The sequence below is a fragment of the Paenibacillus jepli genome (genome assembly GCF_047238105.1).
Classification (GTDB): Bacteria; Bacillota; Bacilli; order Paenibacillales; family Paenibacillaceae; genus Paenibacillus_D.
Genome location: NZ_JBDFMD010000001.1, coordinates 6,814,342 through 6,833,594 on the forward strand (window position 1 = coordinate 6,814,342; position 19,253 = coordinate 6,833,594).

A 19,253-nucleotide genomic window follows, 5' to 3' on the forward strand; every position below is an offset into this window, starting at 1 on the left:
GTACAGCCGTTTCCAAGCAGATGGCTGTCACCTGGTTGCTTTTTATAGCATTGTCACATGTTTTGGGCCGGGTGCGATGCGCATGCCCATGGGGATGGCGTGTCGTTATGGCTTGACTTATACATAGGCTTGCCTGTGGCAGGAGTATGCCCGGGTACTGTCGAATTGAACAAAGGAAGACAGGAGGGATTACATGTTACAAAGCGTAGAAATGCAGCTCGGCGGCAAACGACTCGTGCTGGAAACCGGTCGGCTGGCCAAGCAAGCCAATGCTGCCGTAACCGTGCGCTATGGCGATACTGTCGTCCTGTGTACAGTTACGGCTTCGTCAGAACCAAAGAAGCTTGATTTTTTTCCTCTGACGGTGAATTATGAAGAACGGCTGTACGCCGTAGGCAAAATCCCCGGCGGCTTTATCAAACGCGAAGGTCGTCCCAGCGAAAAAGCCATTCTGGCCAGCCGCTTGATCGACCGTCCGATTCGTCCGCTGTTCCCCGAAGGGTTCCGCAATGACGTGCAGATTCTCGATCTGGTCATGAGTGTGGATCAGGATTGCTCGCCAAGCATCGCAGCGATGATCGGCACATCGGCGGCTTTGGCAATCTCCGACGTACCGTTTGACGGACCGATCGGCGGTGTCGTCGTTGCCCGTATCGATGGACAATTCATCATTAATCCTTCGATCGAACTGGAGGAGAAGAGTGATATCTATGTCGTCGTCGCCGGCACCAAGGATGCCATCATGATGGTGGAAGCAGAGGCCAATGAGGTATCCGAGGAAGTCATGCTGGAAGCGATCATGTTCGGTCACGAAGAGATCAAGAAGATCGTCGAGGTCCAACAACAGCTCGTTGCAAAAGCCGGCAAGCCGAAGATGGAGGTCGTCCTCCACGGGGTGAACCAGGAAGTTAACGAAGCGGTACGCGCCTATGCCCAGGATCGACTGGTAGACGCAATCCGGATTCATGAGAAGCATGCGCGCCAGGATGCCATTGATGCCATCGAAGATGAAGCAGTGGCTCATTTCGAGGAGCTGTACGCCGAGACGCCGGAGCACCTGGCAGACGTCAAGGAAGTTCTTCACGATATCGTCAAAGAAGAGGTTCGCCGACTTATTACAGTGGACAAGGTCCGTCCAGACGGACGCAAACTCGATGAGATTCGCCCGATTGAATGCGATGTCGCCCAACTGCCTCGTACGCATGGCTCTGGCCTGTTCACGCGCGGTCAGACCCAAGCGCTGAGCATCTGTACGCTTGGTGCATTGGGTGATGTCCAGATTCTCGACGGCATCTCGCTGGAAGAGACCAAACGGTTCATGCATCATTACAATTTCCCGCCATTCAGTGTCGGTGAAGCAAGAATGCTGCGTGCGCCGGGTCGGCGTGAGATCGGCCATGGAGCGCTCGGCGAGCGGGCCCTTGCCAAGGTGATTCCGTCGGAGAAAGACTTTCCTTACACCATCCGTCTGGTCTCTGAGGTGTTGGAATCCAACGGCTCCTCATCACAGGCCAGTATCTGTGCGAGCACGCTGGCGATGATGGATGCCGGGGTGCCGATCAAAGCGCCAGTAGCCGGGGTAGCGATGGGTCTGATCAAGGATGGCGAGCATTTCTCAATCCTGACGGATATTCAAGGTATGGAAGACCATCTTGGCGATATGGACTTCAAAGTTGCCGGTACAGCCGAAGGCGTAACTGCTATCCAGATGGATATCAAGATCGCCGGTATCGATCGTTCGATCCTGAACCAGGCGCTGGAGCAGGCACGGATCGGCCGTCTCTTCATCCTGGACAAGATGCTTGAGGTAATGAAGCAGCCGCGCACCAGCCTGTCGCCATACGCGCCGAAGATTCTGATCCTTTCGATCAATCCGGACAAGATCCGTGACGTGATCGGCGCGGGAGGCAAGATCATCAACAAGATTATCGAAGAAACCGGCGTGAAAATCGATATCGAACAGGACGGAACGGTGTTCATCGCTTCTTCGAACGAAGAGATGAACCAGAAGGCCAAACAGATCATCGAGGGAATCGTCAAGGAAGTCGTCGTGGGCGAGATCTATGTCGGAACCGTCAAACGCGTTGAGAAATTCGGGGCTTTCGTCGAGATCCTGCCGAACAAAGAAGGCTTGGTTCACATCTCGCAATTGGCTGCTGAACGGGTAGTCAAAACTGAGGACGTTGTAAATGTCGGCGATCAGATCACCGTCAAAGTTACCGAGATCGACCAGCAAGGGCGAGTTAATCTCTCCCGCAAAGCGGTACTTGCAGCGCAGAGCCAAGTAACGTCCAAATAAGCATGCGAGCCACAATTAGATAGCTACAATGATAAGAGCCAGATTCTGTCTGACTCTTTTTTCATATTGTGACTTCATAATCTCGTCCCTCCGTTCATAAGATGGATTGAACAAGAAGGGCGGGAGTACGATGCTGCGCAAAAAAATGGTTGCCATGAGCATGACGTTTGTCGCGCTTGTGATATGGTTGAGCTGGGACAATAGCGTGCCGCTATATATCTCGGCCGTCAAGGATGGGGCGGTCTACCCGCAAGCTGCGTTCGGCACGGCAGGCAAAGCGGATGACGAGTTGATGAACCGCATCCGGGAGGAGGCTTCGGCCAGACGGATCGCACCGGTCGAGCCGCGGCTGGACAGAGTATGGAAGCTGATCCCCGGCTATAACGGGGTAGAAGTCGACATCGAGCGCACCTATACATTGAACCAACAAACCTGGAGCGGCGGCGAGCTTCAATTCGTCTATCGGGAGGTCGAGCCTGGTGTCAGGTTGGAGGACCTGGGCGCGCATCCGATCTACAAAGGGAATCCGCTCAAGCCGATGGTCGCCTTGATGGTGAATGTCGCCTGGGGCAATGAATACATCGACCCGATCCTAAAGGTATTGTCTGATGAGGATGTGAAGGCGACGTTCTTTTTGGACGGCTCTTGGCTAAGCAAAAATACTGATATTGCGAAGAAAATCCAGTCCGCTGGACATGAGATGTCCAATCATGCGTACTCTCATCCTAACATGAGCCAGTTGGATCGTGCTGCTGCTCTCAGTCAGATTACCCGTACCGAGAAGCTGTTGCAGGAACAGCTTGGGGTGCGCAACCGCTGGTTTGCCCCGCCATCAGGGGATTACAATCAGCAGACCGTCGATATCGCAGCAGGTGAGGGGCTGGGCACCGTGTTATGGACGCTGGATACCGTGGACTGGAAAAAGCCCGCTCCGGAATGGATCGTCCGCAAGATCTCGCTTCGTCTCGAACCTGGAGCGATGATCCTCATGCATCCGACAGCTTCGTCTAGCGAGGCGCTGCCGGGGATGATCGCTGCGATTAAGAGCAAGCGGCTCGAGATGGGCACGGTCAGCGAGCTGCTATCGACCAAGCGGGTCGGCGCGGTTGAGCAAGCTTCGTAATTCTGATATAGTAAGATCATTGATTTTAGGAGGGTAACCTATTTTGAAGAAATACACCTTGAGTAACGGGCTCCGGGTTATCGTCGAGAGCATCCCGACCTGCCGGTCCGTCTCTTTCGGCATTTGGGTCAGGACGGGCTCCCGCAATGAAACGATGGAGAACAGCGGCATTTCGCATTTTATCGAGCATATGCTCTTCAAAGGGACGAAGCAGCGCACGGCCAAGGACATCGCCGATGTGTTCGATGGCATCGGCGGTAATGTCAATGCCTTTACATCCAAGGAATATACTTGCTACTATGCAAAAGTACTGGATCAGCATCTGCCGATAGCCGTGGACGCGCTGGCGGATATGTTCTTTGAATCGGTGTTCGATGAAGGAGAGCTGGCGAAGGAGAAAAATGTCATCCTCGAAGAAATCTCCATGTATGAGGACACGCCGGACGACAAAGTACATGACGATGCGTCCCGGGCAAGCTACGGCAATCATCCTCTCGCTTACTCGATTCTTGGTGAAGAGCAAAAGTTGCTGGCGATGACGCCTGATACGCTGCGTACTTATATGAAGGGTCACTATCGGATCGATAATACCGTCATTAGCGTGGCGGGCAATGTAGAATCGGAAGCCGTTATCGCTCTGCTGGAACAATACTTTGGCCGGTTTGATACGCGTGGAACAAGTGCCCCGGTCGAACCGCCGGTGTTTAAGGGCGAATACTTATTCCACAAAAAGAAGACCGAGCAAAATCACATCTGTCTTTCGTTTCAGGGTTGTTCCATAGCCGATCCGCGACTTTATGCGATGATTCTGCTGAACAATGCGATCGGCGGCGGCATGAGTTCGCGCCTGTTCCAGGAAATCAGAGAAAAACGCGGTCTGGCTTATTCCGTGTACTCTTATCACACTTCATACGCGGATAGCGGCCTATATACGATCTATGCGGGTACGGCACCGAAGCAGACTAAGGATGTCCTGGATCTGACGCTGGAGCTGCTTGGCGAGGTAGCTGCCAAGGGGCTGACCGCAGCTGAGCTTCATCGGGGCAAGGAGCAGCTCAAAGGCAGTCTCATCTTGTCGCTGGAGAGTACGAGCAGCCGGATGAACCGTAACGGCAAAAACGAACTTATGCTAAGCAGGCACTATACGCTGGATGAGATGCTGGAGAAGATCGATGAAGTGTCCATGGAGACGATTCAGGAAGTAACCAGACATATGCTGGCCGAGCCGTTTGCTGTCGCTATGGTTGGCACCAGCGACAAAGCGGCACAGAACCTAGGGAGGAATTATTTTGTATCAAGTAGCAATTAAACGACTGCCGGGCAATGAAGACATCCAGCTGCCCGTCAAGATGTCGGCTGCAGCGAGCGGGTTCGATCTGCATGCAGCGATAGAGGCGCCGATCGTACTGGCACCTGGCGAACGTCAGCTTGTGCCGGCAGGTTTTGCGATGGCGATGCCGCCCGCACTGGAGGCCCAGATCCGTCCGCGCAGCGGACTTGCTTACAAGCATGGGATCACCTGCTTGAATTCGCCGGGCACGATCGATGCGGATTACCGGGGGGAAGTCAAGGTGCTGCTGATCAATCTCGGGCAAGAGCCGTTTACGATCTCCAGGGGCGAACGGATTGCACAGATGGTCTTTCAGCTTGTGCCTGAGGTCCAGATCGAAGAAACCGAAGAACTCTCCGATACGGTACGCGGCAGCGGCGGCTTTGGTCATACAGGCAAATAATCCATTTCAAGCAAAGAACCTTGTGCGCTGCGCAAGGTTCTTTGTCTTTTTGGGAGATTGTTCGTTCACCACGATCTGGGCAGGCGCATAAGATAGCTTATGACCCGTGCAGAAAGGAGTGGAGCAGCCATGCTGACAGGAACAAACGTATTAATGCTGGGAGGGGATGCCCGAGCGCTCGAGATCATCCACAAGCTGAGCGAGTTGGATGCCTCTGTAACTCTGGCAGGCTTCGATGGCCTTCATACGCATTTGAGCAGCGCGGTACATGCGGAATACGGCGAGCAGTTGTTTGAACAAGCGGATGTTGTCGTGTTGCCTGCTGTCGGGACTGATGATGATGGCAAGATTACTGCCGTCTTCAGCAATGATGAGCTGAAACTTCAGGATGGGCATGTCGCCAAGCTGCCTAAGCACAGCACGATCTATACCGGTATGGCCAAACCGTATCTTCGGCAGTTATGCGACAATTACGGCATTCGGCTGGTGGAGCTGCTGGAGAGAGATGATGTCGCCATCTATAACTCGATCCCAACAGCGGAAGGCGCAGTCATGCTGGCCATCCAGAATACGGACATTACGATTCACGGAGCAGAGTGCATCGTGCTCGGTCTGGGTCGTACAGGGTTTACCTTGGCCAGAACGCTCCAGGGACTGGGGGCTTCCGTGAAGGCGGGGGTCCGCAGCGAAGCTGATTTTGCAAGAGCGCACGAGATGGGGTTCCGGCCATTTTACACCACGGATCTGCTGCCTCAGATGAGCAACCCCGACTTGATTTTTAATACAATTCCGACTATGATAGTCACAGCGCAAATGATCGCGAATTTGCCTTCGCGCGCAGTTATTATCGATCTAGCCTCCAAGCCGGGCGGTACTGATTTCCGCTTCGCCGAGAGGCGCGGAATCAAGGCGATCTTAGCGCCTGGTCTCCCCGGAATCGTCGCTCCCAGAACAGCAGGACGCATCATGGCGGATTGCTTGAGTCGGTTAATTCAGGACGATTTACAATTGCGGGGGGATGGACGATGAACTGGCAAGGCAAAACGGTCGGCTATGCTTTATCCGGATCACATTGTACCTTTGCGGAGGTTATGCCGCAGATCCAGAGGTTTATAGATGCAGGCGCCGGGGTGGTGCCGATTGTCACCTCTACGATCATGACGACCGACACGAGGTTCGGTACATCGGAAGAGTGGCAGCGGCAGCTCAAAGCCATCACCGGCAACGAGATTATCTCTACGATCTTACAAGCAGAGCCGCTAGGGCCTTCCAAATTGCTGGATGTACTCGTAATTGCCCCGTGTACGGGCAATACGACCAGCAAGCTGGCCAATGCGATGACCGACAGCGCCGTCCTGATGGCGGCGAAGGCACAGATGCGCAACGGCCGCCCGGTCGTGCTGGCGATCTCGACCAATGACGGGCTGGGCCTCAACGCTGCCAACATCGCCAAGCTGCTCGTGACGAAAAACATTTATTTTGTGCCCTTTGGTCAGGATAACCCGCAGCAAAAGCCGAATTCACTGGTTGCCCGGATGGATCTGGTGGTGGAGGCTTGCGAAGCTGCGATTGCAGGCCAGCAGCTGCAGCCGATGGTTATCGAGCGCTTTAATTATGGAAGCTGACCGGGGTATGAAGGCAATGAATATACTCGTTCAAAAATTTGGCGGAACTTCCTTGTCCTCTTCCGAAGCCAGAGAGCATGTAGTACGCCATATCGAGAGGGAGCGGCAGCGACATCGTCTTGTTGTTGTCGTTTCTGCTATGGGCAGGAGCGGTGAACCTTATGCGACGGATTCCCTGCTTGAGCTGGCTGATAAAGGAGAAACGCTGCCAGCACGCGAGCGTGATCTGCTGCTCTGCTGCGGCGAGATCATCTCAGCTGTGACGATGTGCGGCTTGCTGCAGACACGAGGTATCGATGCCGTCGCGCTTACCGGCGGACAGGCGGGGATTGTCACCGACAGTCATCATGGTCAGGCCCAGATTGTCGATATGCAGACCGGAGCCGTCATCAGCCATCTGCAGCAAGGCAAAGTCGTCATCGTCGCAGGTTTTCAAGGCAGGACGGAATCCGGGGAATGGACGACGCTGGGCCGCGGCGGCAGCGACACTTCGGCCACTGCGCTTGGTGCAGCGCTGCAGGCGGTGAGAGCTGATATCTACACCGATGTCAGCGGCATCCTGACGGCCGATCCGAGGTTTGTCGAGAATGCACGTCCGCTCAGTCATGTTGGCTACGCGGAGATGTGCAATATGGCCAGGCAAGGCGCCAAAGTGATCCATCCTCGGGCAGTGGAGATTGCCGCTCAGGCCAATCTGCCGCTGCGCGTCCGCTCGACGTTCTCGGACGAGGAGGGGACGCTGGTCTCCGGTCCGCTGCAGGCAGCAGCGGCTGTGAAAGACCGCCATGTCACTGGCATTGCGCATGTGGCAGGCATCACCCAGTTGTCTGTCCAGGCGCGTGATCAGGAGAGCGACATGCAGCTCCAGGTGTTCCAGGCCATGGCCAAGCACGGGATCAGCGTTGATTTCATCAATGTGACGCCGAGCGGCGCAGTATATACGGTGTTCGATGCCGATGCCGCTCAGGCGCTGGATGTACTGAGCCAGATCGGGTACTCGCCGCAGGCTGTACACGGCTGCGCCAAAGTGTCGGTCATCGGCGGCGGCATGAACGGCGTGCCGGGCATCATGGCCTCTATCGTCGAAGCACTGACCAAAAGCGGGATTACGATCCTGCAGTCGGCGGATTCCAATTCGACGATCTGGGTGCTGGTAGCAGAGGAGGAGATGGTGCCAGCGCTCAGGGCACTTCATGCAAAATTCGAACTTCATCTTCCATAGAGGAAAAGTTAATGGTATAAATATAGGATAAAGAAGCTTTCATTGAGTTTAGGAGGATTCAGGATGGATTTTGGGAGATTAGTGACTGCGATGGTCACCCCGTTTGATGTGCAAGGTCAGATTGATTGGGACACGACGGGACGATTGATTGATTATTTAATAGATGAACAGCAAAGCGAGAGCCTGGTCGTCTCCGGTACTACTGGAGAGTCCCCGACATTGACTGACGAAGAGAAAGTGGAGCTCTTCCGCTTTGCGGTCCAGCATGCGAACGGGCGTTGCAAGATCATTGCAGGAACGGGGAGCAACAATACCGCCCATTCCATGCATCTGACGCAGAAAGCCGAGGAGGCTGGCGTCGATGGAATCCTTTTAGTCGTGCCCTATTATAACCGTCCGAGCCAGGAGGGCTTGTATCAGCATTTCAAGGCAATCGCGCAGTCAACCAAGCTGCCTGTCATGCTCTACAATGTACCTGGTCGTACAGGTGCGAACCTGAGTGCGGCGACGACGCTCCGGTTGGCGCATATCGAGAATGTCGTAGCAACCAAAGAATGCGCTTCGCTGGATCAGTTGACCCATATTATCAGCGCTGCCCCCGAGGGTTTCCTCGTCTATGGCGGCGACGACAGCATGACGCTGCCCGTTCTTGCGATCGGCGGACACGGCATCGTCAGCGTGGCGAGTCATGTCATCGGACCACAAATGAAACGGATGATTGAAGCCTATCTGCAGGGCAACGTCAAGGAAGCTGCCAGACTGCATGGCCAATATCATCCGATGTTCAAAGGTATTTTTGATGCTCCGCACCCGGTTCCCAATCCGGTGGCCATCAAATTTATTTTAGGCATGAGCGGCATGCATGTGGGCGGCGTCAGGCTGCCGCTTGTCGATGTAACCGATCAGGAAGCTGAATTTTTGCGCAAACTGCTGTAATCAGCCCCTTTTGGAGCTTATATAGGAGCCGGTGCGGTCAGCACCGGCTCCTTTATTTTCGGACCTTGCCCATAAGTGATTGCGGGACTGGTTTTTCCATTGGTCAGGGAGTACATATTGCTGCCAGCGGATTGACTTGTGTTTTATTAAATCAATCATGTATAATGGATTTCAAGTGACTGGGTGCGGCAATTTTTTTGAAAGTAAATACGAACGTTTGGAGAAGCGTTACACGAACATAGGAGGTAAAGATAGACGTGTCAAAAAAGAATAATCAAGATAAACTGCTGATCTTTGCATTGGGCGGAGTAGGTGAGATCGGCAAAAATATGTATGTCATTCAGTATGGAAGCGACATCGTTGTCGTAGATTCAGGGTTAAAGTTTCCGGAAGAGGACATGCTGGGGATCGACATCGTTATCCCGGATATCACCTATCTGAAGGAAAATCGGGATAAGGTGAGAGGCATTCTCATTACACATGGTCACGAGGACCATATCGGCGGATTGCCTTATGTGCTCAAGAACCTCAACGTGCCGGTCTACGCTACCAAGCTTACGATTGGACTGATCGAGGGCAAGCTGAAGGAAGCAGGACTGCTGGGTGAGACTAAGCGGATTCTGATCAATGCCGACTCCGAAGTCGAGCTTGGCCAGATCAAGGCTACGTTCTTCCGTACGAATCACAGTATCCCGGATTCGGTAGGCGTATGTCTGGATACACCCGAAGGCATCGTTGTCCATACAGGTGACTTCAAGTTCGACCACACGCCGGTCAATGACCAGTATGCTGACCTTCAGCGGATGGCCGGAATCGGCAGCCGCGGCGTACTTGCTCTGCTGTCGGACAGCACCAATGCGGAACGTCCCGGATTCACACCGTCGGAGAGCAACATCGGCAATGAGTTCGAAGATATCTTCCGCAAATCGACGCAGCGGGTGATCGTGGCTACGTTTGCGTCCAATGTTCACCGGATCCAACAGGTCATCAATGCCGCAATGGCAACCAAGCGGAAGCTTGCCGTCATCGGACGGAGTATGGTTAACGTAGTCAGCATTGCTTCCGAGCTTGGGTACCTTAATATTCCTGAAGGCATGCTGATTGAGCCGGATGAGGTGAACCGTCTGGCTGCGGATCGCGTGGTTGTTCTCTCGACGGGGAGTCAGGGCGAGCCGATGTCCGCGCTGACACGGATGGCACGCTCAACGCACCGCAAGATCGACATCTTGCCGGGAGATACTGTCATCATCGCGGCGACACCGATCCCTGGCAATGAGAAGTACGTCGGCCGTACGGTGGACGAGCTATTCCGCCTTGGCGCCAATGTTATCTATGGCCCAGGCTCCGTCTCTGGCGTTCATGTGTCCGGACACGGCAGCCAGGAAGAGCTCAAGCTGATGCTGAACCTGATCAAGCCGAAGTACTTCATCCCGATTCACGGGGAGTATCGGATGCTGCGCCAGCACGCACTGTTGGCTGAAGCGATCGGCATGGAGCGGGAGAACATCTTCCTCGTCGATAACGGCGACACGGTAGAGATCGCCGGCGGCAAAGCCCGCAAAGGCAATAAAGTGCCTGCAGGGAACATCCTGATCGACGGCCTCGGCGTCGGCGATGTCGGCAATATCGTCTTGCGTGATCGCAAATTGCTGTCCCAGGATGGCATCCTGGTCGTCGTCGTCACACTGAGCAAGCAGGATGGCAAGATCCTGTCAGGACCGGATATCATCTCGCGCGGTTTCGTCTACGTCAGAGAATCGGAGGGACTGCTCGACGAAGCCAACCGGATCGTCACGTCCACCTTGAACAAGCTGATGAACGACAAGGTCAACGAATGGGCATCGCTCAAGACCAATGTCAAGGATGCGCTGGGTCGATTCCTGTACGAGCAGACCCGCCGCCGTCCGATGATTCTGCCAATTATAATGGAAGTTTGATTATCAACTCTACCTAGCCACTGGCCATTGATGTGCTCTTTCTCCAGGAGCCGTCAATGGCGTTTTTGCGTCCGGATTATCGGTCGCACAGCAGCTTGGACTGTATAAAACAAACTTCTGGACCCATACTATGACAAGCTGAAGTGCGGGCCCGGATGAGACCAGAATCAGCTGTCCGGACGTGCCAGTAATCCGAGCCAGGAGGCAGATGCGATGATGATGTACAGAGGCAATTATACAAATCAGGAACAACCCCAGCCGCAACCCGATCCTTCCATTCCAGTTATGCCGGAGAAGCCGAGGTCACCTGTCGTCGATACGATTCAGCAATTGGGACAAACAACAGTCCCCGTATTGGAGTCCAATATTTTCTGCATGACGATCATCGGGCAGGTCGAAGGACATCTCGTGCTGCCGCCCCAAAATAAAACGACCAAATATGAACATCTGATCCCGCAATTGGTCGCTGCTGAGCAGAATCCCAAGATCGAAGGCGTGCTGATCGTTCTGAATACGGTAGGCGGGGATGTCGAAGCCGGACTGGCGATCGCCGAGATGATCGCTTCGTTGTCCAAACCTTCGGTGACCATTGTCCTTGGCGGCGGTCATTCGATCGGCGTACCTATTGCAGTGGCAGGCAATATGTCGTTTATCGCAGAGACGGCTACGATGACGATCCATCCTATCCGACTTAACGGCCTCGTCATTGGCGTGCCGCAAACGTTCGAATATCTGGACAAAATGCAGGAGCGGGTTGTCCGCTTCGTTATGTCACATTCGCGGATCTCGGAACAGAAATTCAAAGAGCTCATGTTCAAAACCGGAGAATTGACCCGTGATATCGGCACTACAGTCATCGGCGCTGATGCAGTGACCTACGGACTTATCGACGCCGTTGGCGGAGTCGGCGCGGCTATCCGTGAGCTGAACAGAAGGATTGAGGAAAACCGGGCTCTGGCGGCAGGGGCGATGATGCAATGATTCTTCACACCACCGTGCCACTGGAGATCGTACTGGAAGGATGGGACAGGGAGCGCGAAGCGTCGCTCGTTATCGAGAGGCAAGGCATTCGCATGGAGGTGGAATCCGTCTCTCCGGGGATCGGCCGCATTGTTCGTCTGCTGGATTGCAGTTTATATGATTATCTGGAGCCCAGCTTGATGCCAGGCAGTCTCATTATGTTGGAACAGCAGGATTTGTAGGTTCCCCAAGTGATAGGAAGCTGGGAACAAATGTGCTATAATGGGTTATCGAGAGGTGACCAAGTTGGCAAAACGCAAACGAAGGAAGAAGTCAATCGGCATGACCTTAAAATATGAGGTGTATGGCATCTTGCTGATAACGATATCCGTTATAGCCTTGTCCGGGGAAGCGGTCGTCGGCCGCTCCCTTTCCAAGCTGTTCGGTTTATTTTTGGGCAAGTTTTATTTTGTGCTGGCGCTTGTCGGCATTTATGTAGGTCTGACAGTGATGGTCAAGCGGGCTTGGCCCAGCGGCTGGTCCCCTCGGAAAAGCGGTGTCCTGCTGTTTGTCCTGGCTTTGACGCTTATGAGCTCGATCGCCGAGATTAACGCCAAGTTTATCGGTGTTGAAGCATCGACGACGCTTACAGCCGGGACGATCCTTCAAACGTTGGGCAGCGATATCCGGGGGGAGCTGCTGACAGCCAGCGTCCAGCCGGAAACCCCGATGATGAGCAAGCCGATTAGCGGGGGATATGCCGGCGCAGTACAATATTCGATCCTGTTTTGGCTGTTCGGCAATATCGGGGCCCGTTTTGTCCTGATTGTCATGTTCGCGATATCCATAATGCTCATTACAGGAAAGTCCTATGTAGAACTCATTCGCACCCTAAGCAGCAAGCTTGGCAGGCTGTACACCTTGCTCCGGCTCAAGTTCAAGAGCAGCAAGCGTTCTGCGGCCAAGACATCTGCCAAACGATCCACGGCAGCGACTGCAGCAATACATAATGATCCAATCGAGCCTGACGAGCTGGCGCCTTATGACCCTTACGCTCCAGATGACCACGAGGGTCCGCAGCTCCCGGTAGACGAACCGGGGAAGAAACCGGCGTTTTTTAGTTGGCTTCGGGATTATGCGGACAAGCTGCGGAAGGAGCCGGTAACGAACGATAAGACGAATCCTGTGCAGCAAGGCGAGGATCTGGAGGAGGAACAGCCGGGTTGGCAGCCCGAGACTAAGAGCTATGGCATGGAACAGGACGATGTCCGGGAAGTTCCTTTATGGCAAGATACAGAGGCTTCTGCTGCCGACGACACGCCACAGTCAGAAGAGCCGCAATGGCCTGACACGCTCATGCCGGAAATTGCAGAAGAAGCCGGTGAAGCGGAAACCGAAGGTGGATTGTTGCTGGTGCAAGAAAGCGACGATCCAACAACGGGCGAGGAAGAAGAGGGCGTTATAAGATCGGCAGCTGAAGCAGACGATGGGGATCCGGCTCAAGTCATTACCTCGACGGTCAAGCCCTACCGGCTGCCGCCTCTGTCCCTCCTCGCCAGGCCGAACGGCCACGGCAAATCCGGACCGGAGGGGGCTCTGGAGTCCAGGCGCAAGCTGGAAGCGACGCTGGAGAGCTTTGGCGTCAAGGCCAATGTACTTGATGTCGTACGCGGACCAGCGGTAACCCGTTATGAGGTGCAGCCTGCGACAGGAGTAAAGGTGAGCCGGATCGTCGGACTGACCGATGACATAGCGTTGGCCCTGGCGGCCAAGGATATCCGGATGGAAGCGCCGATCCCTGGCAAATCGGCGATCGGGATCGAAGTGCCCAACACGGAAGTGTCGGTCGTTACTATGCGAGAGGTGATGGAGACGTCTGCATTTCAAAGGGCCGCCTCCAAGATGTCGATCGTCTTCGGACGAGATATCGCGGGCACGCCGATCGTCGGCGATCTGGCCCGGATGCCCCATCTGCTCGTCGCGGGGGCGACGGGCTCAGGCAAATCCGTCTGTATCAACGGGATCATAACGAGCATTCTCTACAAGGCCAAACCGGATGAAGTCCGATTCCTCATGATCGATCCCAAAATGGTCGAGCTCAATGTGTATAACGGTATTCCGCATCTGCTGGCTCCTGTCGTCACCGACCCGCGCCGGGCATCGCTTGCCCTGAAGAAGATCGTCGTGGAGATGGAAAAGCGCTATGAGCTGTTCTCCAAATCGGGAACGCGCAATATCGAAGGGTATAATACGCTGATGGCCGACAATCCGGGTGCGGTACTTCCTTATATCGTGGTCATCGTCGACGAGCTGGCAGATCTTATGATGATCGCTGCGAACGACGTAGAAGATGCGATCTGTCGACTCGCTCAGATGGCTCGCGCATCGGGAATCCATCTGATCATAGCGACCCAGCGGCCATCCGTTGATGTTATTACCGGTCTGATCAAAGCCAATATTCCATCCCGGATCGCGTTTGGCGTCTCCTCGCAAGTCGATTCGCGGACCATTCTGGATATGGTCGGCGCCGAGAAGCTGCTTGGCCGCGGGGATATGCTGTTCCTTCCGGTAGGCATGTCCAAGCCGATCCGTGTCCAAGGAGCATTTCTCTCGGATCAGGAAGTGGAGAGTATCGTCAGCTATTCACGAGGACAAGCAGAGGCTGATTACGCCGAAGACCTCGTTCCCGAAGTGGAGGAGATGGTCCAGGACGAGGACGAGAACGTAGATGAGCTGTATGAACAAGCGGTTACGATCGTCGTCGAAGCCAAGCAGGCTTCGGTATCCTTGTTGCAGCGTCGGATGAGAGTCGGCTACACTAGAGCTGCCCGGCTGATTGATACGATGGAGGCCAAGGGGGTCGTCGGCCCTTACGAAGGCAGCAAGCCGCGTGAGGTGCTGATGTCGCCCGAGCAGTACCAAGCCGGCAAGATCACTTCGTGACTGCTTTATTACCTTGATTGGAGAACAATGCATAGAAGACCATGCGGTTAATCATACTAGGATCAAGCGCTTCTCGCAGAATGATGTATCATTACGCACAGAAAGGCTTGATCCGACCTATGAAAATCCGACTAATCGTCGCAACAGCCGTTATTGTCTGCCTGTTGTTCGGCTCTTTTGCCATCAGCAAGCAGGAGCACGGCGTCTCAACGGAAACGTTCAGCAATGCAATATTGAAGCAGGGGTCTACCGGAAAAGATGTTTATGAGCTGCAGGGCCGTCTCAAAAAATTAGGTTATTATGACGGCAAGGTTGATGGTCAATTTGGTCCCAAAACCCTAAACGCCGTCACGTGGTTCCAATGGAAATTCGGTATGAAATCCGACGGGATCGTCGGCGCCAAGACCAAGCTGAAACTATGGGAAGCAACCAAGGACTGGCGTCCTGGCGCGGATGAGCTGCCGGGAGGAGCTTCAGGCACTGCGAATGGGGGCGGCGGCGGCGGGGGTTCCGGCGGCGGCAATCTGGCCCAATCCAACAAAATGGGACTGTCAGAGAACGATCTCAAGCTGATGGCCAATGCTGTCTATGGGGAAGCCCGTGGCGAACCCTATGAAGGCCAGGTAGCAGTTGCAGCTGTCATATTGAATCGGTTGCGGGACGAGAATTTTCCTGATTCCGTTTCCGGAGTGATTTTCGAGCCGTTGGCGTTTACAGCGGTGGCAGATGGGCAGATCTGGCTCGAGCCCAATGATAGAGCACGACAGGCGGTTGAGGATGCGGTCAAGGGATGGGATCCGACCAAAGGGTGCACCTATTACTTTAATCCGGTGACTGCAACCTCCAAGTGGATCTGGTCGAGGCCGCAGGTAATGACTATTGGCAAACATATTTTCTGTATGTAGAACACATGGAAGTAACCCCGCTCCGGACATCGGAGTGCGGGTTGCTTCTTCCATTTCCGATGGGTTAGAATGGTATAGAGTCTTTCAGAATCGAATACATTACGGAGTATGGATGCAAAGACGGAAGGAGTAATGACTATCGTGACGGCAACTCCCTTTGAGCGTGCGCAGACCGGTCGCTTGCGGCTGCATGTCATGCCCACCAAACGCTTCAAGACCTTTGCAATCTCCTTGTACGCGGGTATTCCGCTTGCTGAATCTACAGTAACGACTACTGCCTTAACGCCATTCGTGTTGCGGAGAGGAACGCAATCGACGCCAGAGACACTGGCTTTTCGTGAACGCCTGGATCACCTCTACGGAGCGGGTTTCGGCTTCGATATCTACAAGCGTGGGGATGCACAGATCGTCCAGTTCCGTCTGGACGTCATCAATGATCAGTTCGTCTCATCCCATACGTCCCTGTTGGCAGCTGCCATGAAGCTGCTCGGTGAGGTCGTGACGGATCCGGCGCTTGAGGACGGTGTTTTTCGCAAGAAATACGTAGCGGCCGAGAAAGTCACGCTCCAGAAGCGGTTAGAATCAATCATCAACGATAAGATTCGATATGCTGCCGAGCGCTGTCTGGCAGAGATGTGCCGTGATGAGCCTTACCGGCTTCATGCCCTTGGCAGATTGGAGGATCTGTCCGGGATTACAGCAGATTCGCTGTTCGAGTCCTACCGCGGCTGGTTAGGCCAGGCGGAACTGGATCTCTACGTTGCTGGAGATACGTCTTTGGCCGAGGTGAAGCAGCTCGCCTCGGAGGCATTCCATCTGTCGTCCGGCCAAGGCGAGGGATATTCCAAACCCGTGGTCGTCCATCCGGTGCAGGACGTCAGGACGGTGACTGAATCTCTGAGCGTCAGCCAAGGCAAGTTAAATATGGGACTGCGAACCAATACCGGCTACTCGGACGACGATTATCCCGCGCTGCTGATGTATAACGGTATCCTGGGCGGCTATCCCCATTCCAAATTGTTCCTCAATGTCAGAGAGCGGGCAAGTCTTGCTTATTATGCAGCGTCCAGGCTGGACGGACATAAAGGAATTTGTACGATCCAATCGGGCATAGAGATTGCAAACTTCGAGCAGGCGAAGACGATTATTCTTGAGCAGTTGGAGAGTATGCGAGCGGGACAGATCTCTGAGCTTGAACTGAGCCAGACTCGTGCGATGATCAGCAATCAGCTGCGCGAGATGCAGGATTCTGCATTCGAGATGATCGCTTATGACTTTAATAGTGTATTATCCGGCAAAGCCCGTTCGGCTTCCGAGCTCATCGCTGCAGTAGAAGCCGCTGGCGTGGAGGAGATTGTCGGCGTCGCCGGCAAGGTAGAGCTGGATACGATATATTTTCTGCACGGGAAGGAGGTAGCGCAACCATGAAGACGCTGAACTATCCGAAGGTTCAGGAGACGCTGTATCATGAAGTGCTTCCCAATGGCCTGTCTGTGTATCTCCTGCCCAAGCATGGTTTCCAGAAGACATACGCCACCTTCACCACCCGATTCGGTTCGGTAGACAATCGTTTTGCTTCTGCAGGGGCAGAACCTGTGAGCGTAGAGGACGGGATTGCCCACTTCCTTGAACACAAGATGTTCGAGGAGCCGGAGGGTGATATCTTCGCGACTTTTGCATCCCAGGGAGCATCAGCCAATGCGTTCACCAGTTTTGACCGTACGGCTTATCTTTTTTCGGCAACAGAACAGATCGCAGCCAATCTTACAACCTTGCTTGATTTTGTCCAGAATCCATACTTTACGGATGAGAACGTGGACAAGGAAAAAGGCATCATCGAGCAGGAGATTAACATGTACAGCGATAATCCGGATTGGCGGGTATACACGGGTTTGATTGATGCGCTGTATCACAAGCATCCGGTGCATATCGATATCGCGGGCTCGGTGGAATCGATTAGAAGGATAACTAAAGAGAGTCTCTACGAGTGTTACCGGACCTTTTATCATCCGTCAAACATGCTGCTGTTTGTAGTCGGCGGTGTCGATAAGGATGAGATCATGGATGTGGTGCGTCGCAATCAGGCTGCCAAAACCTTCGGCGAAGCCCCGCAGATCAAGCGCTTGATCGAAAATGAGCCGGACAGTGTCAAACTAGAAGTAAAGCGCAGCGAGCTGGCTGTCAGCTTGCCTAAGATGATGTTCGGCTTCAAGGAACGCCAAATGCCAAGGGACAGCGCGGAGCTGCTGATGAAAGAAGTGACCAGCAAGTTGATGCTTGAGGCGCTGCTTGGGGCAAGCTCCAAGTTATACCAGCAGTTATATGACGACGACCTGATCTCCGATTCGTTCGGTTACGAATATAATAGCAGCGCCACTTACGGATTTTCTTTAATCGGCGGCGAGACAAGAGATCCACAGGCGCTGCTGGACGCAATCCGCGCCTCTGTCGAGGCAACGCTGGCGAGCGGCATCCAGCCCGATGATTTCGAGCGAATCCGTCGCAAACGGATCGGCAGCTATTTGCGGATGCTTAATTCGCCTGAGGCGATCGCCAATGAATTCACCCGTTATAAGTTCCGCGGGAGCGACTTGTTCGAGCTCCTGCCCCTTTACGAATCGGTGACGTTGGAACAGGCTAACGACCGGATGCGCGAGCATTTTGATTGGAACCAAATGGCGGTATCGATCGTCGAAAAGGCGGCCCCGTGAAGCCGCTTAGCGAGATGACAGTGCTCGTTACCGGAGCAAGCCGGGGGATCGGTGCCGCGATCGTCAAGCGTTTTGCAATGGAAGGGATGAATGTCGTCATCCATTATAATGCTTCCCATGAGGCTGCCAATGACACGGCGCGCCAGTGTATGCGTCTGGGGGGCCATGTGATGACCGCAAGCGCCGATCTGCGATCCCGGGATCAGTTGACTCGCATGAAGGAGAAGCTGGAGGACAGCGGGATGAGTCCGGACATCGTCGTCAATAATGCCGGCATCGCCCATTATGGCATGTTGGCCGATGTGACCGATGACGTTTGGGATGATGTAATGACGGTTAATCTAAAAGGGATGTATCTCTGCACGCAGCTATTCATGCCCGCGATGATCAGCCGGCGTTACGGGCGCATCATTAATGTGTCGTCCGTGTGGGGACTGTCAGGGGCTTCCTGCGAGGTTCTATACTCAACCACCAAAGGCGGGATGAACGCGTTCACCAAAGCGCTTGCCAAAGAATTGGCACCCTCTGGCGTCACGGTCAATGCTGTGGCTCCGGGCGCTGTAGACACGTCTATGAATGACCATCTGAATAAACAAGAACAAGCGGCGCTGGCCGAAGATATTCCAGCCGGTCGATTAGCGCATCCCGACGAGATCGCGTCGCTTGTTTATTTTCTCGCATTGCCCGAGTCGGGATACATCACGGGTCAGATCATTAGCCCCAACGGCGGCTGGATTACTTGACGACGACTTTTGCATCTGATGAAACTTCTGCCTGCTGACAATCGTCGAATAATTAGCGGCAAGGCAGTAAACAATAGGACTGTTGTACATCCTTTTCTTCAACGACTACAGGAGGC

The 19,253-nt window shown here is 54.1% G+C and carries 16 protein-coding genes; all 16 read left to right on the top strand.

The genetic code is table 11. The features are described from left to right. Positions 1-193 precede the first annotated feature (193 nt). Complete coding sequence (pnp, locus tag ABC336_RS29145; protein ID WP_413241999.1) at positions 194-2,299, top strand: polyribonucleotide nucleotidyltransferase; 2,106 nt, start codon at positions 194-196, stop codon at positions 2,297-2,299. A 130-nt stretch (positions 2,300-2,429) separates the two neighbouring features. After that, on the top strand, positions 2,430-3,422 hold the full coding sequence (locus ABC336_RS29150; protein ID WP_413242000.1) for a polysaccharide deacetylase family protein: 993 nt from the start codon (positions 2,430-2,432) through the stop codon (positions 3,420-3,422). Positions 3,423-3,465: 43 nt separating this feature from the next. Further along, positions 3,466-4,731 carry a M16 family metallopeptidase gene (locus tag ABC336_RS29155; RefSeq protein ID WP_413242001.1) on the top strand — a complete coding sequence of 422 codons (1,266 nt, stop codon included), beginning with the start codon at positions 3,466-3,468 and terminating at the stop codon, positions 4,729-4,731. Further along, positions 4,712-5,155, top strand: a complete 444-nt coding sequence (dut, locus tag ABC336_RS29160; protein ID WP_413242002.1) for a dUTP diphosphatase — start codon at positions 4,712-4,714, stop codon at positions 5,153-5,155. Before ABC336_RS29155 ends, dut begins: the two co-directional genes overlap by 20 nt. A gap of 129 nt (positions 5,156-5,284) precedes the next feature. Next, entirely contained in the window at positions 5,285-6,184 is a 900-nt protein-coding gene (dpsA, locus tag ABC336_RS29165; RefSeq protein WP_413242003.1) for a dipicolinate synthase subunit DpsA, read from the top strand. Then, positions 6,181-6,780: a dipicolinate synthase subunit B gene (locus ABC336_RS29170; RefSeq protein WP_413242004.1), complete on the top strand. Its 600-nt coding sequence runs from the start codon at positions 6,181-6,183 to the stop codon at positions 6,778-6,780. The genes dpsA and ABC336_RS29170 overlap by 4 nt, the downstream gene beginning before the upstream one ends. 16 nt (positions 6,781-6,796) lie before the next feature. Next, positions 6,797-8,002, top strand: a complete 1,206-nt coding sequence (dapG, locus tag ABC336_RS29175; protein ID WP_413242005.1) for an aspartate kinase — start codon at positions 6,797-6,799, stop codon at positions 8,000-8,002. A 63-nt stretch (positions 8,003-8,065) separates the two neighbouring features. After that, positions 8,066-8,938: a 4-hydroxy-tetrahydrodipicolinate synthase gene (dapA, locus tag ABC336_RS29180; protein WP_413242006.1), complete on the top strand. Its 873-nt coding sequence runs from the start codon at positions 8,066-8,068 to the stop codon at positions 8,936-8,938. 257 nt (positions 8,939-9,195) lie between these two features. Beyond that, positions 9,196-10,875, top strand: coding sequence for a ribonuclease J (locus ABC336_RS29185; protein WP_413242007.1), 1,680 nt, complete (start codon positions 9,196-9,198; stop codon positions 10,873-10,875). A gap of 216 nt (positions 10,876-11,091) precedes the next feature. Next, positions 11,092-11,856 carry a ClpP family protease gene (locus ABC336_RS29190; RefSeq protein ID WP_413242636.1) on the top strand — a complete coding sequence of 255 codons (765 nt, stop codon included), beginning with the start codon at positions 11,092-11,094 and terminating at the stop codon, positions 11,854-11,856. Next, the gene (locus ABC336_RS29195; RefSeq protein ID WP_413242008.1) at positions 11,853-12,077 is read left to right on the top strand and encodes a YlzJ-like family protein; all 225 of its coding nucleotides are present in this window, start codon (positions 11,853-11,855) and stop codon (positions 12,075-12,077) included. The genes ABC336_RS29190 and ABC336_RS29195 overlap by 4 nt, the downstream gene beginning before the upstream one ends. Before the next feature lie 100 nt (positions 12,078-12,177). Then, positions 12,178-14,778 (top strand): FtsK/SpoIIIE family DNA translocase, encoded by a 2,601-nt coding sequence (locus ABC336_RS29200; RefSeq protein WP_413242009.1) that lies wholly within the window; start codon positions 12,178-12,180, stop codon positions 14,776-14,778. A 119-nt stretch (positions 14,779-14,897) separates the two neighbouring features. After that, positions 14,898-15,683 (top strand): spore cortex-lytic enzyme, encoded by a 786-nt coding sequence (gene sleB / locus ABC336_RS29205; protein ID WP_413242010.1) that lies wholly within the window; start codon positions 14,898-14,900, stop codon positions 15,681-15,683. Positions 15,684-15,824: 141 nt separating this feature from the next. Further along, positions 15,825-17,111 carry an EF-P 5-aminopentanol modification-associated protein YfmF gene (gene yfmF, locus ABC336_RS29210; protein WP_413242011.1) on the top strand — a complete coding sequence of 429 codons (1,287 nt, stop codon included), beginning with the start codon at positions 15,825-15,827 and terminating at the stop codon, positions 17,109-17,111. Beyond that, positions 17,108-18,394, top strand: a complete 1,287-nt coding sequence (yfmH, locus tag ABC336_RS29215) for an EF-P 5-aminopentanol modification-associated protein YfmH (RefSeq protein WP_413242012.1) — start codon at positions 17,108-17,110, stop codon at positions 18,392-18,394. The genes yfmF and yfmH overlap by 4 nt, the downstream gene beginning before the upstream one ends. Before the next feature lie 14 nt (positions 18,395-18,408). Further along, positions 18,409-19,137, top strand: a complete 729-nt coding sequence (gene ymfI, locus ABC336_RS29220; RefSeq protein ID WP_413242637.1) for an elongation factor P 5-aminopentanone reductase — start codon at positions 18,409-18,411, stop codon at positions 19,135-19,137. The last annotated feature ends 116 nt before the right edge of the window (positions 19,138-19,253 follow it).

Coding starts and splice junctions, on each gene's coding strand:
- pnp (WP_413241999.1), top strand. CDS start 194: ATGTTACAAAGCGTAGAAATGCAGCTCGGCGGCAAACGACTCGTGCTG.
- dapG (WP_413242005.1), top strand. CDS start 6,797: ATGAATATACTCGTTCAAAAATTTGGCGGAACTTCCTTGTCCTCTTCC.
- ABC336_RS29190 (WP_413242636.1), top strand. CDS start 11,092: ATGATGTACAGAGGCAATTATACAAATCAGGAACAACCCCAGCCGCAA.
- sleB (WP_413242010.1), top strand. CDS start 14,898: ATGAAAATCCGACTAATCGTCGCAACAGCCGTTATTGTCTGCCTGTTG.
- ymfI (WP_413242637.1), top strand. CDS start 18,409: ATGACAGTGCTCGTTACCGGAGCAAGCCGGGGGATCGGTGCCGCGATC.
- ABC336_RS29195 (WP_413242008.1), top strand. CDS start 11,853: ATGATTCTTCACACCACCGTGCCACTGGAGATCGTACTGGAAGGATGG.
- ABC336_RS29170 (WP_413242004.1), top strand. CDS start 6,181: ATGAACTGGCAAGGCAAAACGGTCGGCTATGCTTTATCCGGATCACAT.
- dapA (WP_413242006.1), top strand. CDS start 8,066: ATGGATTTTGGGAGATTAGTGACTGCGATGGTCACCCCGTTTGATGTG.
- yfmH (WP_413242012.1), top strand. CDS start 17,108: ATGAAGACGCTGAACTATCCGAAGGTTCAGGAGACGCTGTATCATGAA.
- dpsA (WP_413242003.1), top strand. CDS start 5,285: ATGCTGACAGGAACAAACGTATTAATGCTGGGAGGGGATGCCCGAGCG.
- ABC336_RS29150 (WP_413242000.1), top strand. CDS start 2,430: ATGCTGCGCAAAAAAATGGTTGCCATGAGCATGACGTTTGTCGCGCTT.
- ABC336_RS29200 (WP_413242009.1), top strand. CDS start 12,178: ATGACCTTAAAATATGAGGTGTATGGCATCTTGCTGATAACGATATCC.